This is a genomic window from Bradyrhizobium sp. UFLA03-84, assembly GCF_002289535.1.
GTDB lineage: Bacteria > Pseudomonadota > Alphaproteobacteria > Rhizobiales > Xanthobacteraceae > Bradyrhizobium > Bradyrhizobium viridifuturi.
The window spans coordinates 190,037-208,245 of the sequence record NZ_NSJY01000018.1; the positions used below are offsets into that span (position 1 = coordinate 190,037).

At 65.2% G+C, this 18,209-nt stretch carries 16 protein-coding genes and 1 other RNA gene; 6 read left to right on the top strand and 11 right to left on the bottom strand.

What is annotated here, in order from left to right:
• Positions 1–3 precede the first annotated feature (3 nt).
• Positions 4–363, bottom strand: coding sequence for a YciI family protein (locus CK489_RS37585; RefSeq protein WP_021077249.1), 360 nt, complete (start codon positions 361–363; stop codon positions 4–6).
• Positions 364–512: 149 nt separating this feature from the next.
• Between CK489_RS37585 and rnpB the strand changes: the two genes are divergently transcribed.
• The 3 genes from rnpB (at position 513) to CK489_RS37600 (ending at position 1,803) form a co-directional block, all read left to right on the top strand.
• Positions 513–925: RNase P RNA component class A (gene rnpB / locus CK489_RS37590), an RNA gene on the top strand.
• Between the two features lie 103 nt (positions 926–1,028).
• Positions 1,029–1,208 (top strand): hypothetical protein, encoded by a 180-nt coding sequence (locus CK489_RS37595; RefSeq protein WP_095735866.1) that lies wholly within the window; start codon positions 1,029–1,031, stop codon positions 1,206–1,208.
• 67 nt (positions 1,209–1,275) lie between these two features.
• Entirely contained in the window at positions 1,276–1,803 is a 528-nt protein-coding gene (locus CK489_RS37600) for a hypothetical protein (protein WP_198961122.1), read from the top strand.
• A gap of 63 nt (positions 1,804–1,866) precedes the next feature.
• Here the strand turns inward: CK489_RS37600 and CK489_RS37605 are convergent, their stop codons facing one another.
• Complete coding sequence (locus CK489_RS37605) at positions 1,867–2,583, bottom strand: alpha/beta fold hydrolase (protein ID WP_050628345.1); 717 nt, start codon at positions 2,581–2,583, stop codon at positions 1,867–1,869.
• 106 nt (positions 2,584–2,689) lie between these two features.
• Here CK489_RS37605 and CK489_RS37610 point away from each other — a divergent pair, with 106 nt between their 5' ends.
• On the top strand, positions 2,690–3,433 hold the full coding sequence (locus tag CK489_RS37610; RefSeq protein WP_095735868.1) for a sulfite exporter TauE/SafE family protein: 744 nt from the start codon (positions 2,690–2,692) through the stop codon (positions 3,431–3,433).
• A gap of 30 nt (positions 3,434–3,463) precedes the next feature.
• Here CK489_RS37610 and CK489_RS37615 read toward each other — a convergent pair whose 3' ends face one another.
• The 4 genes from CK489_RS37615 to CK489_RS37630 all read right to left on the bottom strand — a co-directional run bounded on the left by CK489_RS37615 (position 3,464) and on the right by CK489_RS37630 (position 10,040).
• Positions 3,464–4,849, bottom strand: coding sequence for an MATE family efflux transporter (locus CK489_RS37615; RefSeq protein ID WP_095735869.1), 1,386 nt, complete (start codon positions 4,847–4,849; stop codon positions 3,464–3,466).
• Positions 4,850–4,933: 84 nt separating this feature from the next.
• Complete coding sequence (locus tag CK489_RS37620) at positions 4,934–6,736, bottom strand: ABC transporter ATP-binding protein (protein ID WP_095735888.1); 1,803 nt, start codon at positions 6,734–6,736, stop codon at positions 4,934–4,936.
• Positions 6,737–7,088: 352 nt separating this feature from the next.
• Complete coding sequence (locus tag CK489_RS37625) at positions 7,089–8,678, bottom strand: DHA2 family efflux MFS transporter permease subunit (protein ID WP_095735870.1); 1,590 nt, start codon at positions 8,676–8,678, stop codon at positions 7,089–7,091.
• A gap of 48 nt (positions 8,679–8,726) precedes the next feature.
• Complete coding sequence (locus CK489_RS37630; protein WP_095735871.1) at positions 8,727–10,040, bottom strand: HlyD family secretion protein; 1,314 nt, start codon at positions 10,038–10,040, stop codon at positions 8,727–8,729.
• A 191-nt stretch (positions 10,041–10,231) separates the two neighbouring features.
• Between CK489_RS37630 and CK489_RS37635 the strand changes: the two genes are divergently transcribed.
• On the top strand, positions 10,232–10,876 hold the full coding sequence (locus CK489_RS37635) for a TetR/AcrR family transcriptional regulator (RefSeq protein WP_095735872.1): 645 nt from the start codon (positions 10,232–10,234) through the stop codon (positions 10,874–10,876).
• A 195-nt stretch (positions 10,877–11,071) separates the two neighbouring features.
• Positions 11,072–11,914 carry a GNAT family N-acetyltransferase gene (locus tag CK489_RS37640; protein WP_095735873.1) on the top strand — a complete coding sequence of 281 codons (843 nt, stop codon included), beginning with the start codon at positions 11,072–11,074 and terminating at the stop codon, positions 11,912–11,914.
• Positions 11,915–11,950: 36 nt separating this feature from the next.
• On the opposite strand, the gene CK489_RS37645 is transcribed toward CK489_RS37640, so the two are convergent.
• The 5 genes from CK489_RS37645 to CK489_RS37665 form a co-directional block, all read right to left on the bottom strand.
• The gene (locus tag CK489_RS37645) at positions 11,951–14,623 is read right to left on the bottom strand and encodes a flavin-containing monooxygenase (protein WP_095735874.1); all 2,673 of its coding nucleotides are present in this window, start codon (positions 14,621–14,623) and stop codon (positions 11,951–11,953) included.
• A 360-nt stretch (positions 14,624–14,983) separates the two neighbouring features.
• A complete protein-coding gene (locus CK489_RS37650) occupies positions 14,984–15,688 on the bottom strand; it encodes an SDR family oxidoreductase (protein WP_095735875.1) in 705 nt (234 codons plus the stop codon).
• Between the two features lie 92 nt (positions 15,689–15,780).
• Positions 15,781–15,975, bottom strand: a complete 195-nt coding sequence (locus tag CK489_RS37655) for a hypothetical protein (RefSeq protein ID WP_050628337.1) — start codon at positions 15,973–15,975, stop codon at positions 15,781–15,783.
• 140 nt (positions 15,976–16,115) lie between these two features.
• Positions 16,116–16,499, bottom strand: a complete 384-nt coding sequence (locus CK489_RS37660) for a response regulator (RefSeq protein WP_050628336.1) — start codon at positions 16,497–16,499, stop codon at positions 16,116–16,118.
• 115 nt (positions 16,500–16,614) lie between these two features.
• Positions 16,615–17,829: an extensin-like domain-containing protein gene (locus tag CK489_RS37665; RefSeq protein WP_095735876.1), complete on the bottom strand. Its 1,215-nt coding sequence runs from the start codon at positions 17,827–17,829 to the stop codon at positions 16,615–16,617.
• Positions 17,830–18,209: the final 380 nt, after the last annotated feature.

Consider the following 18,209-nt stretch of genomic DNA (forward strand, 5'->3'; position numbering starts at 1 on the left):
GCGCTATCGCGGATTATCGTAGATCATGACAGGCCTGACTTCGATCGAGCCGGTCTTGGCGCCGGGAATCCGTGCCGCGAGGCCGAGCGCAGTGTCGAGATCCTTGGCCTCGACCAGATAGTAGCCGCCGAGCTGTTCGCGGGTTTCGGCGAACGGCCCGTCGGTCGTCAGCGTCTTGCCGTCACGGACCCGCACCGTGGTCGCGGTCGACACCGGCTGCAGCCCGTCGCCGGCCTTGAAGTGCCCGCTCTGGATGATGGACTGGGTGTAGGCGCCGTACTCCGCCGTCACCGCCTTGCGGTCGTCGGCATTCATGCGGCCATATTCCGCGTCGCTCCGGTAGATCAGCAAAAGGTACTGCATCTCATCTCTCCTCTTTGATCGGCTGGATCGCCAACACCCAGTCGAACGGGCGGCAGGCGGGACGACATCTTCAGGATAAATTATTTTGGCTGGCTTGGCGGGGCTAATCCGGCTTGACGGGACAGCCCGAAACGCCCATGCCATGGACGTCAGTCGGCCGGACGGCCGCTCCCGCTGGTGCCGAAAGGCCGCGGGGGAGGAAAGTCCGGGCTCCATCGACATGCGGTGCCGGATAACGTCCGGCGGGGGCGACCCCAGGGAAAGTGCCACAGAGAACGAACCGCCCCGCTTCGGCGAGGTAAGGGTGAAAAGGTGCGGTAAGAGCGCACCGCGTTTCCGGCAACGGAGACGGCATGGCAAACCACACCGGGAGCAAAACCGAATAGGGACGGCAACGCGGTTAGTTCGCGCATGCGCGATAACACCGCAGGGCGATGTCAGGCCCGCTGTCCGGGTAGGTTGCTCGAGGCAAGGTGCAAACCTTGTCCCAGAGGAATGGCCGTCGCGTACCATTCGAAAGAATGGTGCCCTACAGAACCCGGCTTACAGGCCGGCTGATATTTTGGAGTATGAGGGGCTCGGCGCAGCACGCCGGGCCCCTCGCCATATCCGGCACCACAATCGCGCCTCATCTGCTAGACTGCCTGCTTCGTGGAGGATCGCAGATGGATCTTCAGAAGATCATGGCGAAGGCCCGAGACGTCGCCAAGAGCAGCGGCACGATCACGACCGAACAACTCAACGGGATGTGTCCCAACAATATGGAGCCCGAAGATATCGCGGCTCTCTTTGCGGCTTTGCGGACTGAGGGGATTCGCCTCAAGGACGACGAAGCAGGAAAGTAGGGCCGCTCGCTGGAACCGGACGTGTGCTTCTGCCCAGGATTCAAGAAAATCAAAGGGAGGAATGGTAATGTCGGTCGCCTGCAAGTTCGAGCGCAGCATTCTCAACCACGAAGAATATGAAGCAATCCGCCTGACGCATCATCCCGCCATCTATGGCGTCGAGGTGGCTGAGCTCGAGGCGATGCGGCCCCGCTTGCGCAAGATGCGTGACAAGGAGCGAACGGTCGGCCGGCACAAGCAGCGCGAGAGCCGCGGCAAGGCCGACGCGCGCGGGACGAGCTTTCCGGGAACCGCCGCGCATGCGTCCGAGCGAAAGCAGGTCTTCGCGGCTGCGCTGAAGCGGGTAAACACGGAGCTCAGGCGTCAGCACAATCTGGCGGCCCGGACCGCGCATGTCGAAGCGGCCCGAAAAGCCCTCGCGCTGCACCGGGCCGCGAACTTCACGACCCATCCACCGGCCGGAGCCACCGCGAGCGAAGGCATGGCGCCGAAGCCGAGCGAACGCCGTAGAAAAATCATTGCAGGCGCGAAAATCGGGCGGGTGTCGCAGTCGACGAAGGTCGCTCAGGCCGTGCGCGACGCGCGGGGGGCATGACCTGAACAAGCGGACCTGATTGATTCCGGGACGATGTTTCGCATGTCCCGGAATGGCGGCTCGTCAGGAAACGATCTCTTGCAGCAACGCCATCAGCGCCTCGGGCGCGGTGACGTTCGGCGAGTGGCTGGCATCGATCTCAAAGTAGCGCCAGCCGGCCTCATGCTTCGTGCGTTCAGCAAACTGGCCGAACGTATCCGCCGGTGGGATGCGGGTGGCGTAGATGTAGCTGCGCGGCAGATTGGTCTCGCCGCGATTCAACAGCAATTTCTGCTCGAAGCATTTGATCGGCATCGCGACGCGGCGCGCGCTGAGCCACTCGACGTCCGCGGGGGACGTATCCGGTGGCGTCTGCATCGGTGGAATGCGCCAGCCATCGCCAGTGCGCGCAGCCTCGCGCATGCTCGCGATAGCGACTTCGTTGAGATCGAACAGCGACTGGCCGTCGCGCGGCACGAAGGCGTCGATGTAGATCATCTGCGCGACGCGCTCGCGCACCCGGTCGGCGACGCCGGTCGCGACCATGCCGCCATAGGAATGGCCGACCAGCACGATGTCGCGCAGGTCTTCGTATGAAATGACGTTGAGCATGTCGTTGATATGGGCATCCAGGTCGAGCCCTTGATGCGCGAGGTGCGCGCGATCGCCGAGCCCAGTGTAGCTCGGCGTGACGAGCCGATGCCCGGCGGCCTGCATCAAGGGATGCATCTTCTTCCACGCCCACCCTGCCGACCAGGCGCCGTGACAGACCAGAAAGGTTTTTCGCGAATTCGCAGTCATGGCCACGCTTCCATTCCGATTATCGTTGATGAGCCGCGATTTTGAAGTGTACCCACAGCCATCGTCGTGTAAACGTCCCGGCAACGATCATAAGAACGAGATGAGGATGACCCCGGCGAGCTACGCCATCCTGTTCTTCGGCGCGCTTGCGGGCGGTTTCGTCTCCGGTCTCGCCGGCTTCGGCACCGCGCTGATGGCGCTCGGCATCTGGCTCTATGTGCTGCCGCCGACGCTTGCGGTGCCGCTGGTGCTGGTGTGCTCGGTCATCGCGCAGATTTCCACGCTGCCGTCGATCTGGAAGACGATCGATTTCCGCCTAGTCTGGCCGTTCGTCATCTGCGGCCTCGCCGGCGTGCCGATCGGCATCCTGCTGATCGCCCGCGCCGACCCCGAGGTGTTCAAGCTGACGATCGGCGTCTTCCTGCTGGTGTTTCCGACCTTGCTGTTCCTGCAGCGCAAGCCGATGTCGATTTCGTTCGGCGGCAAATGGGCCGACGGCGCAATCGGATTTGCCGGCGGCATCCTCGGCGGCCTCGCCGGACTGTCCGGCCCGCTGCCGATCCTGTGGGCGAGCGTGCGCGGCTGGGGCAAGCAGCAGCGCCGCGGCGTGTTCCAGATCTTCAACTTCACCATTCTGGCCGCCGCGCTGCTGGTCCAGATCGCAAGCGGCCTGGTGAAACCTGAGCTGATCTGGCTCGTGGCCTGTGCGTTTCCGGGAACGCTGCTCGGCGCGTGGCTCGGCTCGCGACTCTATCACGCGCTCAGCGACCGCAATTTCTCCGACGTCGTGCTGGTGCTGCTGTTCCTGTCCGGCGTGGCGCTGGTGTGGAATGGGCTGGCGCCGCGATGATCAGCCGCCGTCGCACATTGGCTGAGCCGGTCATCCGACCGGCTCGAGACCAACGCGCTCCGGAGTGGCTTCCCGCGCCGGCGGCGCGAGCCGCCTGCTGAATTCGCGACGCAGCAACCACAAGCTCAGACCAGCCTGCAGCCACGTCGACACGATCGACAGATACCACACGTGCTCGATCCGGAAGCCGCGCCGCGTCGAGAGCCAGATCACCGGCACCGCATAGGCGAAGAGGCGCACGAACGAGCTCAGCAGCACTGGCCGGGTGTTGCCGAGGCCCTGGAACATGCTGTTGCAAGTAAAGACCAGGCCCTGCGCCACCAGATTCATGGAGACGAAGTGCAGGAACTGGGCAGCGACCGCCATGGTCTCGCGATCGTTCGAGAAGCCGTCGAGCAACAGCCCCGGCTTCCACTGCGCGAGGATCGTGATCGCGATCATGACGACGGTGCCAATCGACACCGCCTTGATGAAGGTCTCCCGCACGCGCCCAGCATTGCCGGCGCCGAAATTCTGACCGGCGATCGGGCCGGCGGCGAGCGCGACCGCCAATGCCGGCATCTGGATCAGGCCGAGCACGCGCGTCCCGATGCCGAAGCCGGCCTGGGCCGCCGGGCCGAAATCGCGCAGCACGTAGTAGATCACGCCCATCCAGGCAAAGATCAGTGCGAACTCGCCGCCGGCAGGCAGGCCGACATTGAAGATGCGCGTCCACTGGCGGAGTCGCGGGCGCCACTGCGCGGGATCGAACCCGACATAGCGCTCCAGCTTGCGGAAATACGCGAACAACATCAGCACGCCGATGAGGACGGCGATCGAACTTGCCAGACCTGCCCCGGCAACCCCGAACGCATGACCGGTGCCCCAGCCCGCGATCAGCACCGGCGCCAGCGCGATGTTGATGATGACCGCGACCGCCTGCACCAGCATGCTGGGCCGCACGATCCCGGTCGCCCGCAGCGCTGACGCCATCACCTGAATGAGGAATTGCAGCGCCAGCGCCGGCATGAACCACAACAGATAAGTGGTGCCCGCATCGACAGTGGCCTGGTCGGCCGCGATCGAACGCATATAGGGGCGCGACAGCACAGCGCCGGCGCCGAGCGTCAACAGGCCGCACAGCACCGAGAGCACGATCGACTGATTGAACACCAGGTTGGCGTCGGCGCGGTCCTTGCGGCCGACGGCATGCGCGATCAGCGCGACGGTACCGACGCCCAGCACCTGCATCAGCGCGTTGACGAGAAAGCCCGCATTGCCCGCTGCCGCCACGCCCGCAACGGCGGCATCGCCAAGACCCGCCACGAAGTAGAGGTCGACCAATTGGCAGATCATGATCGTGATCATGCCGACCACGATCGGGGGCGCCATGGTCAATATGTGGCCCACGACGGAGCCGCGCGTAAGGTCCTTCATATCAATTCCATTCTCAAAATCGATTGTCGTATCGATTCCGGCGCGTGGCTGGCAGACACCTCCCGTCAGCCACGCGCCATCGCTCTACTCCGCCGCCGCGACCTCGCCGAACTCGGTCGCCTGCCGCTCGAACAGGCCGCGGTAGATGCCGCCCGGACGCGCCGCCAGCACCTCATGCGTGCCCTGCTCGACGATCTCGCCGCGATCGAACACCAGGATGCGATCCATGCTGCGCACGGTCGACAGCCGGTGCGCGATCACGATCGAGGTGCGGCCCTTCATCAGCCGCTCCATCGCCTGCTGGATCAGCGCCTCGGATTCCGAATCCAGGCTCGAGGTCGCCTCGTCCAGGATCAGGATCGGCGCATCCGCCAGGAAGGCGCGCGCCAGCGCCACGCGCTGCCGCTCGCCGCCCGACAGCTTGACGCCGCGCTCGCCCACCAGCGTGCCGTAGCCTTTCGGCAGCCGCATGATGAAGTCGTGCGCATTGGCGAGCCGCGCTGCCTGCTCGATCGCCTCCATGCCGGCACCGGGCCGGCCATAGGCGATGTTCTCCGCCAGCGTGCGGTGAAACAGGATCGGCTCCTGCTGCACGATCGCGATCTGGCTGCGCAGCGATTGCTGCGTCGCCTTGGCGATATCCTGACCATCGATCAGGATCTTGCCGCCCGTGACGTCGTAGAGCCGCTGCACCAGCTTGACGAAGGTCGTCTTGCCGGAGCCGGAGCGCCCGACCAGGCCGACGCGTTCGCCGGCGTCGATGTCGATCGACAGTCCGTCATAGAGCGGCCGGCGATGGCCGCCATAGTGGAACGTGACGTCGTCGAACACGATGCGGCCGCCCTGGATATCGATCGTCCTGGCATCCTCGGCATCGATGATGCCGAGCGGCTCGCCATGGATCTGCACCAGCTCCTCCATGTCGTTCACCGAACGCTGCAGGTTGTTGATGTGCATCCCGACATCCCGCAAATACGCGTGGATAATGTAGTAGCTGGTCAGCACATAGGTGACGTCGCCCGGCGTGGCGGCACCCTGCGCCCACAGCAGGATCGCGCCGCCGACCACCGAGGCGCGGAAGCACAACAGCACCAGCAGCTGCGCCGTCGAGGTGCGGTTGTAGCGGAACCAGGTCCGCTGCACCCGCCGGCCCCAGCGGCTGATCACGCCGTCCAGTCGCATGTCCTCGCGCGTTTCCGCTCCGAACGACTTCACCACCGGGTTGCAGGTCAAGGCGTCGGCCAGCGTGCCGCCGACCTTGGTGTCCCACGCATTGGAGACGCGCGCGGCCGGCGCGACGTAGCGCACCTGGAACACCATGGTCATCGCGACATAGATCACTGAACCGATGGCAATCACCGCACCGAGCTGCGGCCAGTGCAGCCCCAGCAGGATCATCGAGCCGACCAGCACGACGAGCGACGGCAACAGCGCCATCAGGATGGTGTCGTTCAACAGGTCGAGCGCCCACATGCCGCGCGTGATCTTGCGCACGGTGGAGCCGGCGAACGAATTGGCGTGCCAGTCGGTCGAGAAGCGCTGCACGCGCATGAAGGCCTGCTGCCCGATATCGGACATCATCTTCAACGTGAACGGCACGATGGTCTCGATGCCGATCAGCCGCAGCAGCACCGATAGCGCACCGAGGCCGACGATGGCGCCGAACGCCAGCATCGCCGCATGGCGTGCGACGGCGTCGGTGGCGCCCGCGGTCAGCGCGTCGACCAGATGGCCTGAAAATACCGGCATGAACAGGTCGGCCGCGGTGGCGCCGAGGAAGCCCGCCGTCACGATCGACGCGCGGAACGGCTGTTCCAGCCAATGGCGAAACACGAAGGGAAGCACGATCCGGATCGCGGCCGGTCGCTTGGTCGTTAGAGAGCTCATGGCACATCCCGGCCACGCATACGCTGCGCCGGCCGGCTCCATCTGGGGCAACGCGCGGACGGAATCCGGCCGCAGGCGTCGCTGAAAACAATCGGTAACGTGTTGGGAAGTTTGGATGATCGGGCATTAAGCCCGATCAGCGCTGGGACCTAATGCGCGAGGGCGCCCAGCAAAATCGAACGCGGGCGCACGGTCTGCGAAACAAACGACATCATGTGCATCTCCCCGGTTCGTGAAAGGATGGCGCTGCTTATAAATGCATCACGCGCGATTGGCAAGATGACAAGCGCGTGAGTGCGGCAATGTGTCGGCGATGCAACGCTCTGCACGCGAACGGGCGAAGCAGATGGGCTCAATGCGCGTCGCCGCCGCCTGCGGTCATCGACGGCGGCTTGTTGACGAACAGCACCAGCAGGCTGAGCCCGACATAGAACAGCGACAGCATGAAGAAGGCGTCGCCATAGCTCATCACCTGCGCCTGGCGGTGCACGAGCTGCGACAGCTGCTTCATCGCCATGGTGGTGGCATCGCCCATGCCCTGCAGGCGCTGGGCGAAATTGTTGAGGGTTTCGACCGCGGTCGCATTGCCCCAGGTGACACGATCCTGCAGCCGCGAGATGTGCAGGTCGGTGCGGTCGTTGAGCGCTTCGTTGATCACAGCGAGCCCGACCGCGCCGCCGAGATTGCGCATCAGGTTGAACAGCCCGGAGGCGTTCTTGACGCGGTCCTGCGGCAGCGTCGCGAGTGCGATGTTGTTGGTCGGCACCATCGCGCACATCATGCCGATGCCGCGCAGGATCTGCGGCACCAGCAGCTCGTAGAAATCGTACTCGCGGGTGATCCAGGTCATCTGCCAGGAGCCGAGCGCGAAGGTAACGAGGCCGAAGGCGATGATGTAGCGCAGATCGACCTTCTGCATCAGCCGGCCGACCACCGGCGCCATGAAGAACATCGTCATGCCGGAGATGAACATGGTCTCGCCGATCATCAGCGCGCTGTAGCCGCGGATCTCGGCGAGATAGCGCGGATAGACGTAGGTCAGGCCATATAACCCGATGCCGATGCAGAACTGCAGCACGCAGCCGACCGCGAAGTTGCGGTTGGAGAAGGCATAGAGATCGACGATCGGCTCCTCCGCAGTCAGCACCCGCCAGAAGAAGGCGACCGCCGAGACGAAGCCGATCGCGGCGCAGACCGCCACCGAGGTGTCCTGCAGCCATTCATATTGCGGGCCTTCCTCCAGTACATATTCGAGCGAGCCGAGGAAGCCGCCCATGAAGATCAGGCCCCACCAGTCGAAGCGATCGAGCAGCGCGAAGTTCGGCTGGTCGAAATCGACCAATATCAGCACACCGGTCGTGATGATGACGCCGGGCACGATGTTGATGAAGAACAGCCAGTGCCACGACATCAGATCGGTGATGTAGCCGCCGACGGTCGGGCCCACGGTCGGCGCCAGCGTCGCGACCAGCCCGATGATCGGCGCCACGATGTAGAACTTGGAGCGCGGGAAGATGGTGTATGCCGAGGCGAACACGGTCGGGATCATGCCGGCGCCGAGGAAGCCCTGCAGCGCGCGCCACAGGATCATCTGCTCGATCGAGGAGGCAAAGCCGCACAGCAGGCTCGACACGGTAAAACCGAAAGCAGAGATCGCAAACAACAGCCTTGTGCCGAGCGCGCGCGACAGGAAGCCGGACAGCGGGATCGCGATCACCTCGGCGATCAGATAGGCGGTCTGCACCCACGACACTTCGGTCGACGACGCCGACAGGCCGGCCTGGATCTCGGTGAGCGAGGCCGAGACGATCTGGATGTCCAGGATCGACATGAACATCCCGAACACCATGATGATGAAGGCGACCACCCGCTTGGGCTGGAGCCGCTCGGTCTCCGAAGCGCCGGTCATCATCGAAGGCGAAGCAGTGGTCGCGTCGGCCATGGGCTCATCAGGCTCCGAGCCTTGGACAGCGTCCGAGGCTGCAAGACATCACTGCGGATGGATCATCATCGGCGAGTCGAGGTCGGTATCGGCGTCGGCATCGGCCGCACCTTCGCGGGTGTCGACCGTGGTGTAGACCGACATGCCAGCGCGCAGCAGGCCCTGCCTGGCGACGCTGTTCGGCACGCGGATGCGGACCGGCAGGCGCTGCACGATCTTGGTGAAGTTGCCGGTCGCGTTGTCGGGCGGCAGCAGCGTGAAAACCGAGCCTGCCGCCGGCGAAATGCTGTCGACGATGCCGGTGAACTTGCGGAAACCGTAGGCGTCGACCTTGATCGTCACCCGCTGCCCGGTGCGAATGCGCTTGAGCTGGGTCTCTTTATAGTTGGCGTCGATGAAGACACCATCGAGCGGCACCACGTTGCCGAGCCGCTGACCGACATTGATGTAATCGCCGGTGTTGACGAGGCGGTTGGAGAAGGTGCCGTCGACCGGCGCGCGCACCTGGGTGAAATCGAGGTCACGCTCGGCCTTGGCAAGCTGGGTCTGCAATTCGGCGAGCTGGGCGCGGGCCTCGGCCTGCTGCGCCTTGGTCACCTCGACATTGTCCTTGGCGGCGTCATAGGCCGCCTGCGCCGAGCGCACCGCTGCCGCGCCCTGGTCACGGCCGGCTTCGGACACTTCGAAGGTGGCACGCGAGGCAAAGCCCTTGGTGCTGAGCGCCTGCTGACGATCGTAATCGAGATCGGCGCGCTTCAGGCCGGCCTGGGCGGAGACGAGCTGCGCCTGCGCCTGCTCGACCGAGCTGACCGCGGCCGCAACCTGGCGGCCGATGCGCTCGATGGTCGCCTGCTGCGTCCCGATCCGGGTGCGGGCGGCATCGACCGCGATGCGATAGTCGCCGTCATCGATCCGGAAGATCACATCGCCGGCGCGCACCAGCGCATTGTCGCCCGGCAGGATCGCCGCGATGTGGCCCGCGACGCGCGCGCCGAGCATGGTGTTGTTGGCGCGGACATAGGCGTCGTCGGTCGAAATGTAGAAGCGACCGACCATCAGGTAATAGGCGGCATAGCTTGCGGCCGCGATCGCGAGCAGGCCGACAATGCCCATCAACACGAATCTGCGCTTGCCGGATTTCGGCGCAGCGGTGGTGGGCGAGGCCGCCGGCTGCTCGGGTGCAGACGCGGGCGGCGTTTCAGCGGGACGCTTGTCGGCGGGACCTTTGGCTTCAAGCCCTTTGGCTTCGTCGCCCCACGCCTGCTCGCCGGGATCGGCCGATGCGTCGCGCGCCATCGCGTCCCCGGCGACCTCAGGCCCGGAACGAACAATGCGTGCAGCCTGATCCCGTGCTGCGGCCATAGCCGAGGCTCCCCACAATTAATGTTGATGCCCGCAATGGCTGAAAGAGGGCCGTGCGGCGCATCGTCACTCCCTCCAATACCATTGACCGAACGGTTCGGTCAATCTATATTCCCACCCGGCGGATTATAATGGTTCGATTCTCCCGTTGGTTCATTCCGGGTTGAGTTCTTTCGCGAGAAGCTAAATCAATGGTTGCAGCCCCCCGAACCTCGCTCCAGGCCGTCGGCGAGGAAGAATCGTCGAAACGCCGCCAGATCCTGGACGGCGCCCGTAAGGTATTCCTGGAGCTCGGCTTCGATGGCGCCAGCATGGGCGAGATCGCCCGCGCCGCCGCCGTCTCCAAGGGCACGCTCTACGTGTACTTCCCCGACAAGGCCGGACTGTTCGCGGCGATCGTCGAGGAGGAGAAGCTCGAGCAGGGCAAGGTCGCCTTCAACTTCGATCCGGCGCGCGACGTCGACACCACCCTCCCCGAATTCGGCCGCGCCTATGTTGCCTTGCTGTGCCGGCCGGGCGGCGGCTCGGCGATCCGCACCGTGATGGCGATCGCCGAGCGGATGCCCGAGCTCGGCAGCCGGTTCTACACTCACGTGATCGCCCACACCGTCGACCGCTTCGCCGCCTATCTGGAGGCGCGCGCCGCGCTCGGTGAACTCGTCATGGAGGACACCCAGCTTGCGGCCTGGCAGTTCATGCAGATGTGCCAGGCGACGCTGTTCCAGGCATTCATCTTCCAGGCCAATCCGTCGCCCTCGCCGGAGCGGATCGCGACCGTCGTCGACAGCGCAACGCGCGTGTTCTTTGCGGCGTATCGGCCGAAGATTGATCGGTAACGTAGAAGACGCGGCCATCCCTGCCCGTCATTGCGAGCCAACGGTCGCGCGAACGCGCGCCCGATGACAGGCTCCGCGAAGCAATCCATACGCGCAGAGATGGATTGCTTCGTCGCTATCGCTCATCGCAATGACGGGGATGCATTGGCGCGCTACCATGGCGAGTGCGACGCCAATTCGAGGTGATCATCCGCCATGAACGACCTCACCATCCGACAGATGCGGCCGGACCAGATTCCGCTTGCGATCGACTGGGCAGCAGCGGAGGGGTGGAATCCCGGACTTGCCGATGCGCCCAGCTTCGCCGCCGAGGATCCGCAGGGATTCTTCATCGGCGAGCTCGAGGGGCGGCCCGTAGCGGTGATCTCCTGCGTCAATTACGGCGCGCAATTTTCCTTCCTCGGCTTCTACATCGTGCGTCCGGATCTGCGCGGTCGTGGCCATGGCCTGAAGATCTGGAATGCGGCCATCGCGCATGCGCGCCCGCGCGTGATCGGGCTCGATGGCGTGGTGACGCAGCAGGCGAACTACCAAAAGTCCGGCTTCGCGCTCGCTTACGCCAATGTGCGCTACGGCGGCACGGTCGCAGCGCCCCCACCACCAAGCGGGCGTGTCGTCGCGCTGACCGACGTGCCGATGGCGCTGGTCGAGGCCGATGACGCCACCGTGTTTCCGGCGTCGCGTCCGGCGTTCCTGCGCGCCTGGATCAGCACACCAGGACATGTCGGACGCGCGCTGCTGCGCGACGGCAGGCTGGCCGGCTGGGGCGTGGTCCGTCCGTGCCGCACCGGCCGCAAGATCGGTCCGCTCATTGCCGACGACCGCGCGGATGCCGAGGCCATTGTGGCAGCTTTGCTCGCGAGCGCAGGCGGCGGCGACATCTTCCTCGATGTCCCCGCGGTCAATCGCGACGCCGTCGCGCTGGCGCAAGGCCTCGGGCTCTCACCGGTGTTCGAGACCGCACGGATGTACACCGGCGCGATCGCGCCGTTGCGGATCGATCGCGTGTTCGGCGTTACGACGTTCGAGCTCGGCTAGCGCTGCGGTTCCGAACGAACCGCAGCGCTTCCAAGTCTAGTTCGCCGCCGCGTTGACCTTCGGCGCAGTGACGTTGTCTTGCTCCAGCTCCTCGGACAGTCCGGCGAACCGGCGCAGCGCCTTCGCCATCTTCACGCGGCCGGCAACGCCGGTGATGATGACATCGACCATCACGAACGACGAGTGGAAGTGGCCGTTGCCCTTGAGCTGCTCGACCTTGACGCCGGCTTTCGCGAGCGCGTCGCCATAGGCATTCCCCTCATCACGCAGCGGATCGAACTCCGCGGTCGCGATGAACGCCGGCGGCAGGCCTTCGAGCTTGCCGCGCAGCGGCGCGACGCGCGGATCGGTGCGGTCGGCGGGCGAGCAGTACAGGTCCCAGAACCAGAACATCAGGCCACGGGTCAGGAAGTAGCCGGCCGCGTTGTCGACATAGGACTGCCGGTCGAACGAGGAGTCTGTGACCGGGCAGATCAGGAGCTGGCCTGCGATCTCCGGCCCGCCGCGATCGCGCGCCAGTTGGCAGGTGACGGCCGCGATGTTGCCGCCGGCGCTCCAGCCCGCGACCAGCACCGGCCCGGCCCTGCCGCCGAGCTCGGCGGTATGGGCGGCGATCCAGCGCGTCGCCGCATAGCCGTCCTCGGCCGCAGCCGGGAAGCGATGCTCGGGCGCGTGGCGATAGCCGACGCTGACGATGATCATGCCGGTGCGCCGGCACAGATCGCGGCAGAACGGATCGTCCGACAGCTCGTCGCCGAGCACCCAGCCGCCGCCGTGGAAATACACCACGATCGGGTGTGGCCCCGGCGTCGCCGGCCGGTACAGCTTGTAAGGCAGCGGGCCGTCTGCGCCCTGCAGCAGGCCGGTCCCGACCTCGCCGACCGGCCGTCCCGCCGGACGGCCCTTGTTGAACTCGGTGAGGAAGTCGCGCGCGCCCTGCGCGCCCATCGTCTCGATCGGCGGCAGGTTCATCTCGGCCAGCATGCCGAGCACCAGCCGCACGTCGGGCTGCAGGCGCACCACCTCGCCGTCATTGCATTGCTCGGCAATGTTGGGACCCGTGAGCCTGAAGCCGAGCATGCCGCGGCCGACCACCTCGTTGCAGATGCTGCGATACGGCCCGACGCCGCCGGTATAGGGCATCACGCCCTGCGGCTTGCCGGGCACGTTGGCGCCCGTGTACCAGGTGTTGGCGAGCCGATGCAGCGTCAGCGTCGAGCAATCGGCCATGTGGCGTTCCCAGCCGGCCTGCGCGGTGTCGGTTGCTTCCATCGTGGTGAAGCCGGCGTCGCGCAGCGCGGCGATGCGCTCGACCACCCAGTCGACATGCTGCTCGATCGAGACCGCCATGTTCGACAGCACCGACGGGCTGCCGGGACCGGTGATCATGAACAGATTGGGGAAGCCCGCGACGGTAACGCCGAGATAGGTCTGCGGTCCGTGCGCCCAGACATCCGACAGCGACTTGCCGCCGCGGCCGGTGATCGGATGCACCGCCATGATCGCGCCGGTCATCGCGTCGAAGCCGGTGGCGAACACGATGACGTCGACATCGAAGCTGCGCTTGTCGGTCGCGATGCCGCTGGCGGTGATCGCCTTGATCGGCTCCTGCCGCAGATTCACCAGCGTCACGTTGGGACGGTTGTAGGTCGCATAGTAATTGGTATCGAGGCAGGGCCGCTTGGCGCCGAACGGATGATCGTGCGGGGCCAGCGCCGCGGCGGTCTCCGGATCCTTGACCACGGCGCCGATCTTCTCGCGGATCAGGTCGGCGACCAGCCTGTTGCCGTCGACATCGACCGCCTGGTCCGCCCACAACTGGGTCAGGATGTGGACGAGGTCACCCGCCGCCCACGCCTTCTCGAACCGCTCGCGGCGCTCGGCATCGCTCAATTGCCAGCTCACCACGGTCTGCTGCGGATACGGCACGCCGGCCATCGACCAGCGCGCCTGCTCGCGATAGGCGGCGCGGTCGGTTTCAAAATAGGTCTTGCGGTCCTCCGGCGCCGGACCGTTGCCGGCGGGCAATGCGAAGTTCGGCGTGCGCTGGAACACGGTGAGCTGCGCGGCCTGCTCGGCGATCAGCGGGATCGACTGGATGCCCGACGATCCCGTGCCGATCACGGCGACGCGCTTGCCCTTGAGGTTGACGCCCTGATGCGGCCAGCGGCCGGTGAAATAGATCTCGCCCTTGAAGTCCTTGACGCCGTCGATCTCCGGCGGCTTCGGCGACGACAGGCAGCCGGTTGCCATGATGTAGTAGCGGCAGGAGACGCTGGCGCCGTTGTTGGTCGTGATCTGCCAGCGTGCGGTGGCGTCGTCCCAGGTCGCTTGCGTGACCTTGGTGCCGAACCTGATATCGCGGCGCAGATCGTAGCGGTCGGCGACGAAGCCGAGATAGCGCAGGATTTCCGGCTGGGTGGCGTATTTCTCCGACCAGGTCCATGCCTGATCGAGCTCGGGATCGAACGTGTAGCTGTAGTCGATGGTCTGGATGTCGCAACGCGCGCCGGGATATCGGTTCCAGTACCAGGTGCCGCCGACATCGGCGCCCTCTTCGAGCGCAACCGCCGAGAAGCCCGCCTTGCGCAGCCGATGCAGCAAATAAAGACCGGCGAAACCGGCGCCGACGACCGCGACGTCGACTTGCTGCGTCGTTCCGCTGTGCTTGGAGTCCGAAGCGCGTGCTGCAACTGCTGCGTCTGGCATGCCATTCCTCCCGTATGTTTTGATTTTGCGGAAGGCTAGTCCTGTGCTTTCGGTTTGTCATCACGACAAACGCAATCTGAGGTCGCCGCAATTGTGACGCGCGCGGCCTGGAACGAGACGCGCAGCGCTTAGACACAAGTCGCTTGCTGCAAGGTCGCGGCGACGCTGCGACAACGGCGAAGGAAGCGAGTGCGCGAAGCCAGATCCGACATCCTGTGACGGCAGGAACGGCGCCGCACATCCCAGTGTCGTCCCGGCCTAGTGCGCAATTGCGCACTAGGCCGGGACGACTTCGAATGTTTGGAGCCGCCAATGAATCATAGACTGGCTGCCCCGGGGATGACGGGTTTGCTGGTCGCCTCAGATCGACCGCATCAGACCGCCATCGACACGGATGTTCTGGCCGGTGATGTAGCCGGCGCCGTCGGAGACGAGGAAGGCGATGGTTGCCGCGATCTCCTCCGCCTTGCCGTAGCGCTTCATCGGCACGCTGTCGCGGCGCTCGTCGGTCGCCGGCAGGCTGTCGATCCAGCCCGGCAGCACATTGTTCATACGGACGTTGCTGGCGGCGTAGCTGTCGGTGAACAGTTTTGTGAACGCGGCGAGCCCGGCGCGGAACACCGCTGACGTCGGAAACATCGCGCTCGGCTCGAAGGCCCAGGCGGTGGAGATGTTGACGATCGCGCCGGACTTCTGCGCTTGCATGTGAGGTGCGACCAGACGCGTCGGGCGGATCACGTTCATCAGATAGACGTCGAGACCGGTGTGCCACTGTTCATCGGTCAGTTCGAGCACGCCGGCGCGCGGGCCGTGACCGGCGCTGTTGACCAGCGCGTCGATGCGGCCCCAGCGCGCCATCACGCCGTCGACGGTGCGCTTCAGGTCGTCGTTGGAACGGTTCGAGCCGGTGAAGCCGAGGCCGCCGAGTTCGCTGGCCAGCGCCTCGCCCTTGCCCGACGACGACAGGATCGCCACTCGATAGCCATCTGCGGCCAACCGCCGCGCCGCTGCCGCGCCCATGCCGCTGCCGCCCGCGGTGACGAGTGCGACCTTCTCCAAAGCCATGACTTGATATCCCTGTTGATGACGAAGCTGGTGCAAGGTCTATCATCAGGGATCGGACGGCGCGACACCCGGCGCGCCCTCGCGATGTCGCACTACTTCCTGAACACCTGCTTCGATCCGGCATCGAACCTGGCCACAGGGCGGTCCAACTGCCACAGCTCGATGTCGTGGCGGTCGACAAGACGGCCGGCCGATATGACGGCCTGATCGTCGTCGCTGCAATCCATGTTGACCACGCCGATGGATCGGCTGTGCAATCCGACGATATACGCGCGATAAGTCGTCATCTTCGCTCTCCGGCTGCTGCCGCGAAGATGAGCGTGAGGGCGTATGAATTCGAGAAGAACCGCGAGGAGATCTTATAAAGACGGAATAAGTGCCTGCCGCGAACAGCCCACCGCGTGCGGCAAGCCGTTCGAAACAGCCGTCAGGCCGCCGCGCCGTTCTTCAGCAGTTTCGCGACGGCCGCAACGAGTTCATCCGGCGAGAACGGCTTGTTCAACAGCACGCTGTCCGGCACGCCCCGCGTCGGCCATTCGTCGCCGCCACCGCCGGTGATGTAGAGCACCGGAAACGACGGATCGATCTCGCGGGCGCCGCGCGCCACACGCCAGCCGTCGAGCCGGCCGAGCAGGCGGATGTCGGTGACCAGTGCACTGTATTTGGTGCGGAAGGCCTTCAGCAGCGTAAGGGCTTCCTCGCCCGAGCCTGCGATCGCCGGCTCGTAGCCGCCATCCCTCAGGGCGTCCTCCACCATCATCTGAAGATCACGATCGTCTTCGATGACGAGAATGATCGGAGCGTCTTGCAAAGCTATCCCCCAGAAATCAGCCGGGTGCGCTCCCGGCTCCGAAGCATATGCAGAATAAAAGTGGCCACCGTTTGCACGGTGTCACCCAGTAAAAATACGGGTATCAGACGCGTCCCTATTCGTCGGCGAATTCGTCTTCTTCGTTGACCCCCGCCTTACCCCGCGGAGCCGGCTTTCTGCCGCCAAGCGATCCTGTGACATAAGGTTCGCGCGTTGCATAGGGGTTACGGCCGCCGGCACGCGCCGCGACCTCTTCGCCGGACACGGCGGCGGGCTGGCAGATCAGGCGCCGGCTGGCCCGGCGCATCAGGTCCACATGGATGTGGTCGTAGTGATACACGTTGGAACCCGGCGCCAGCACGGTGGTGAATTGCTGGCAGGCGGCGGCCTGGACATCGCGCAGGAAGCCCTGCTCCTCCGGCAGGCCCTTCCAGCCATCCTTCACCGAGATGCGGCGGCCGTCCGACAGCATGAAGGCCGCGATATCGAGCGCGTTGCCGAAGGCGTGCTCGGAAATATGCGCGTGCGAATTGCCGTTCATGCCGCGGCACGAATAGGCCGAGATCTGCTTGATCTCGACGACGCGCGCGCCGAACCAGCGCTGTGCCGCCGGCTGCACGGAATCGGCGAGCCAGCGTTCGAGCACCGAGACGATCGGGCACGCCAGTGTTGCCGCCGGCTTCACCGCGACCGGGCCGACCGTCATCACCTGATTGCCGTTCGACGGGCCGAGCCGCGGCGGCGGCGCGTCCTGAGGCTGCTGGGAATAAGGCGCAGGTGAATAAGGTGCGGCGGCGCCCTCGCGCTGCGGATTGCGCGGCAGACCCGGATAATAAGGTCGCTCGCCGCTTGCATCGGGCGAACCTTCCGGCGGCAGGTCGATCTCACCCTGTTGCGGCGGCACCCCGGGCGCCGACAAGGACACCGGTCCGTTCGGCTGGCTGCCATAGTGCGGCTGGCTGACGGCCTGATCGGAATACGGCGCCTGCGCAGGCGGCGGGCTGGGCTGCCGGTTGATCGGCCAACGCGGCTGGCCGCCGACCGATGCCGGCGGACGCAGGCTGTCGTCGGCAAATCCGTAAGCCGAGCTGGCTTCGCCGAGCGCGGCAACCTTGAGCGGGAACTCGGCGCCGCAGACACCGGGGCCGGAAATCGGATCGATGCGGACGATGTCAGGCCCTTCCTTGACCGCGCCTGATTTCAGGCAAGCGGCCTCGGCCTCGGCCCGCCACGGTTCGCGCTCGGCGGTCTGGAACAGACCGCGGCCGCAACCAGCAAGCGACACAAGGACAAGGGAGCCGACGAGATACAAACGAACTCCACGCGTCATGGCGCGGAGGTTCTGCGAATTTGATTAAAGACTCTTCAACGCATTTCGACGGAATGATTTCAGGCGCTCTTAACCATGCGTTGGAACCCGGCAACGCAACGCGCGCACCTTGCCACACAGTTCTTGTTGGGTCGGCAACTGAAGAACGCGCCGCATCACGCCGCAGCGGCACGATGAGGTCGCGCTCATATCGTGAGAGCGAATGCATTGGCATTCGAAAATCGATGCTGGGCTAATCTCACCTTCAGATCGCAACTTTCAATATCACAACCGATACCGCGGCCTGACTGACGGTACCCGGTACTGGTGGCACATACGTCCTATGCAACGCCCGGGAATAAATTTGTGGCCGCTTCAACGCCTTGATTCGGCGTCTGTTT

What these genes read in the sequence shown, in the direction of transcription:
- CK489_RS37645 (WP_095735874.1), bottom strand. Translation starts at nt 14,623, where the DNA reads ATGCCAGACGCAGCAGTTGCAGCACGCGCTTCGGACTCCAAGCACAGC.
- CK489_RS37635 (WP_095735872.1), top strand. Translation starts at nt 10,232, where the DNA reads ATGGTTGCAGCCCCCCGAACCTCGCTCCAGGCCGTCGGCGAGGAAGAA.
- CK489_RS37620 (WP_095735888.1), bottom strand. Translation starts at nt 6,736, where the DNA reads ATGAGCTCTCTAACGACCAAGCGACCGGCCGCGATCCGGATCGTGCTT.
- CK489_RS37610 (WP_095735868.1), top strand. Translation starts at nt 2,690, where the DNA reads ATGACCCCGGCGAGCTACGCCATCCTGTTCTTCGGCGCGCTTGCGGGC.
- CK489_RS37640 (WP_095735873.1), top strand. Translation starts at nt 11,072, where the DNA reads ATGAACGACCTCACCATCCGACAGATGCGGCCGGACCAGATTCCGCTT.
- CK489_RS37615 (WP_095735869.1), bottom strand. Translation starts at nt 4,849, where the DNA reads ATGAAGGACCTTACGCGCGGCTCCGTCGTGGGCCACATATTGACCATG.
- CK489_RS37600 (WP_198961122.1), top strand. Translation starts at nt 1,276, where the DNA reads ATGTCGGTCGCCTGCAAGTTCGAGCGCAGCATTCTCAACCACGAAGAA.
- CK489_RS37625 (WP_095735870.1), bottom strand. Translation starts at nt 8,678, where the DNA reads ATGGCCGACGCGACCACTGCTTCGCCTTCGATGATGACCGGCGCTTCG.
- CK489_RS37630 (WP_095735871.1), bottom strand. Translation starts at nt 10,040, where the DNA reads ATGGCCGCAGCACGGGATCAGGCTGCACGCATTGTTCGTTCCGGGCCT.
- CK489_RS37655 (WP_050628337.1), bottom strand. Translation starts at nt 15,975, where the DNA reads ATGACGACTTATCGCGCGTATATCGTCGGATTGCACAGCCGATCCATC.
- CK489_RS37650 (WP_095735875.1), bottom strand. Translation starts at nt 15,688, where the DNA reads ATGGCTTTGGAGAAGGTCGCACTCGTCACCGCGGGCGGCAGCGGCATG.
- CK489_RS37585 (WP_021077249.1), bottom strand. Translation starts at nt 363, where the DNA reads ATGCAGTACCTTTTGCTGATCTACCGGAGCGACGCGGAATATGGCCGC.
- CK489_RS37665 (WP_095735876.1), bottom strand. Translation starts at nt 17,829, where the DNA reads ATGACGCGTGGAGTTCGTTTGTATCTCGTCGGCTCCCTTGTCCTTGTG.
- CK489_RS37605 (WP_050628345.1), bottom strand. Translation starts at nt 2,583, where the DNA reads ATGACTGCGAATTCGCGAAAAACCTTTCTGGTCTGTCACGGCGCCTGG.
- CK489_RS37595 (WP_095735866.1), top strand. Translation starts at nt 1,029, where the DNA reads ATGGATCTTCAGAAGATCATGGCGAAGGCCCGAGACGTCGCCAAGAGC.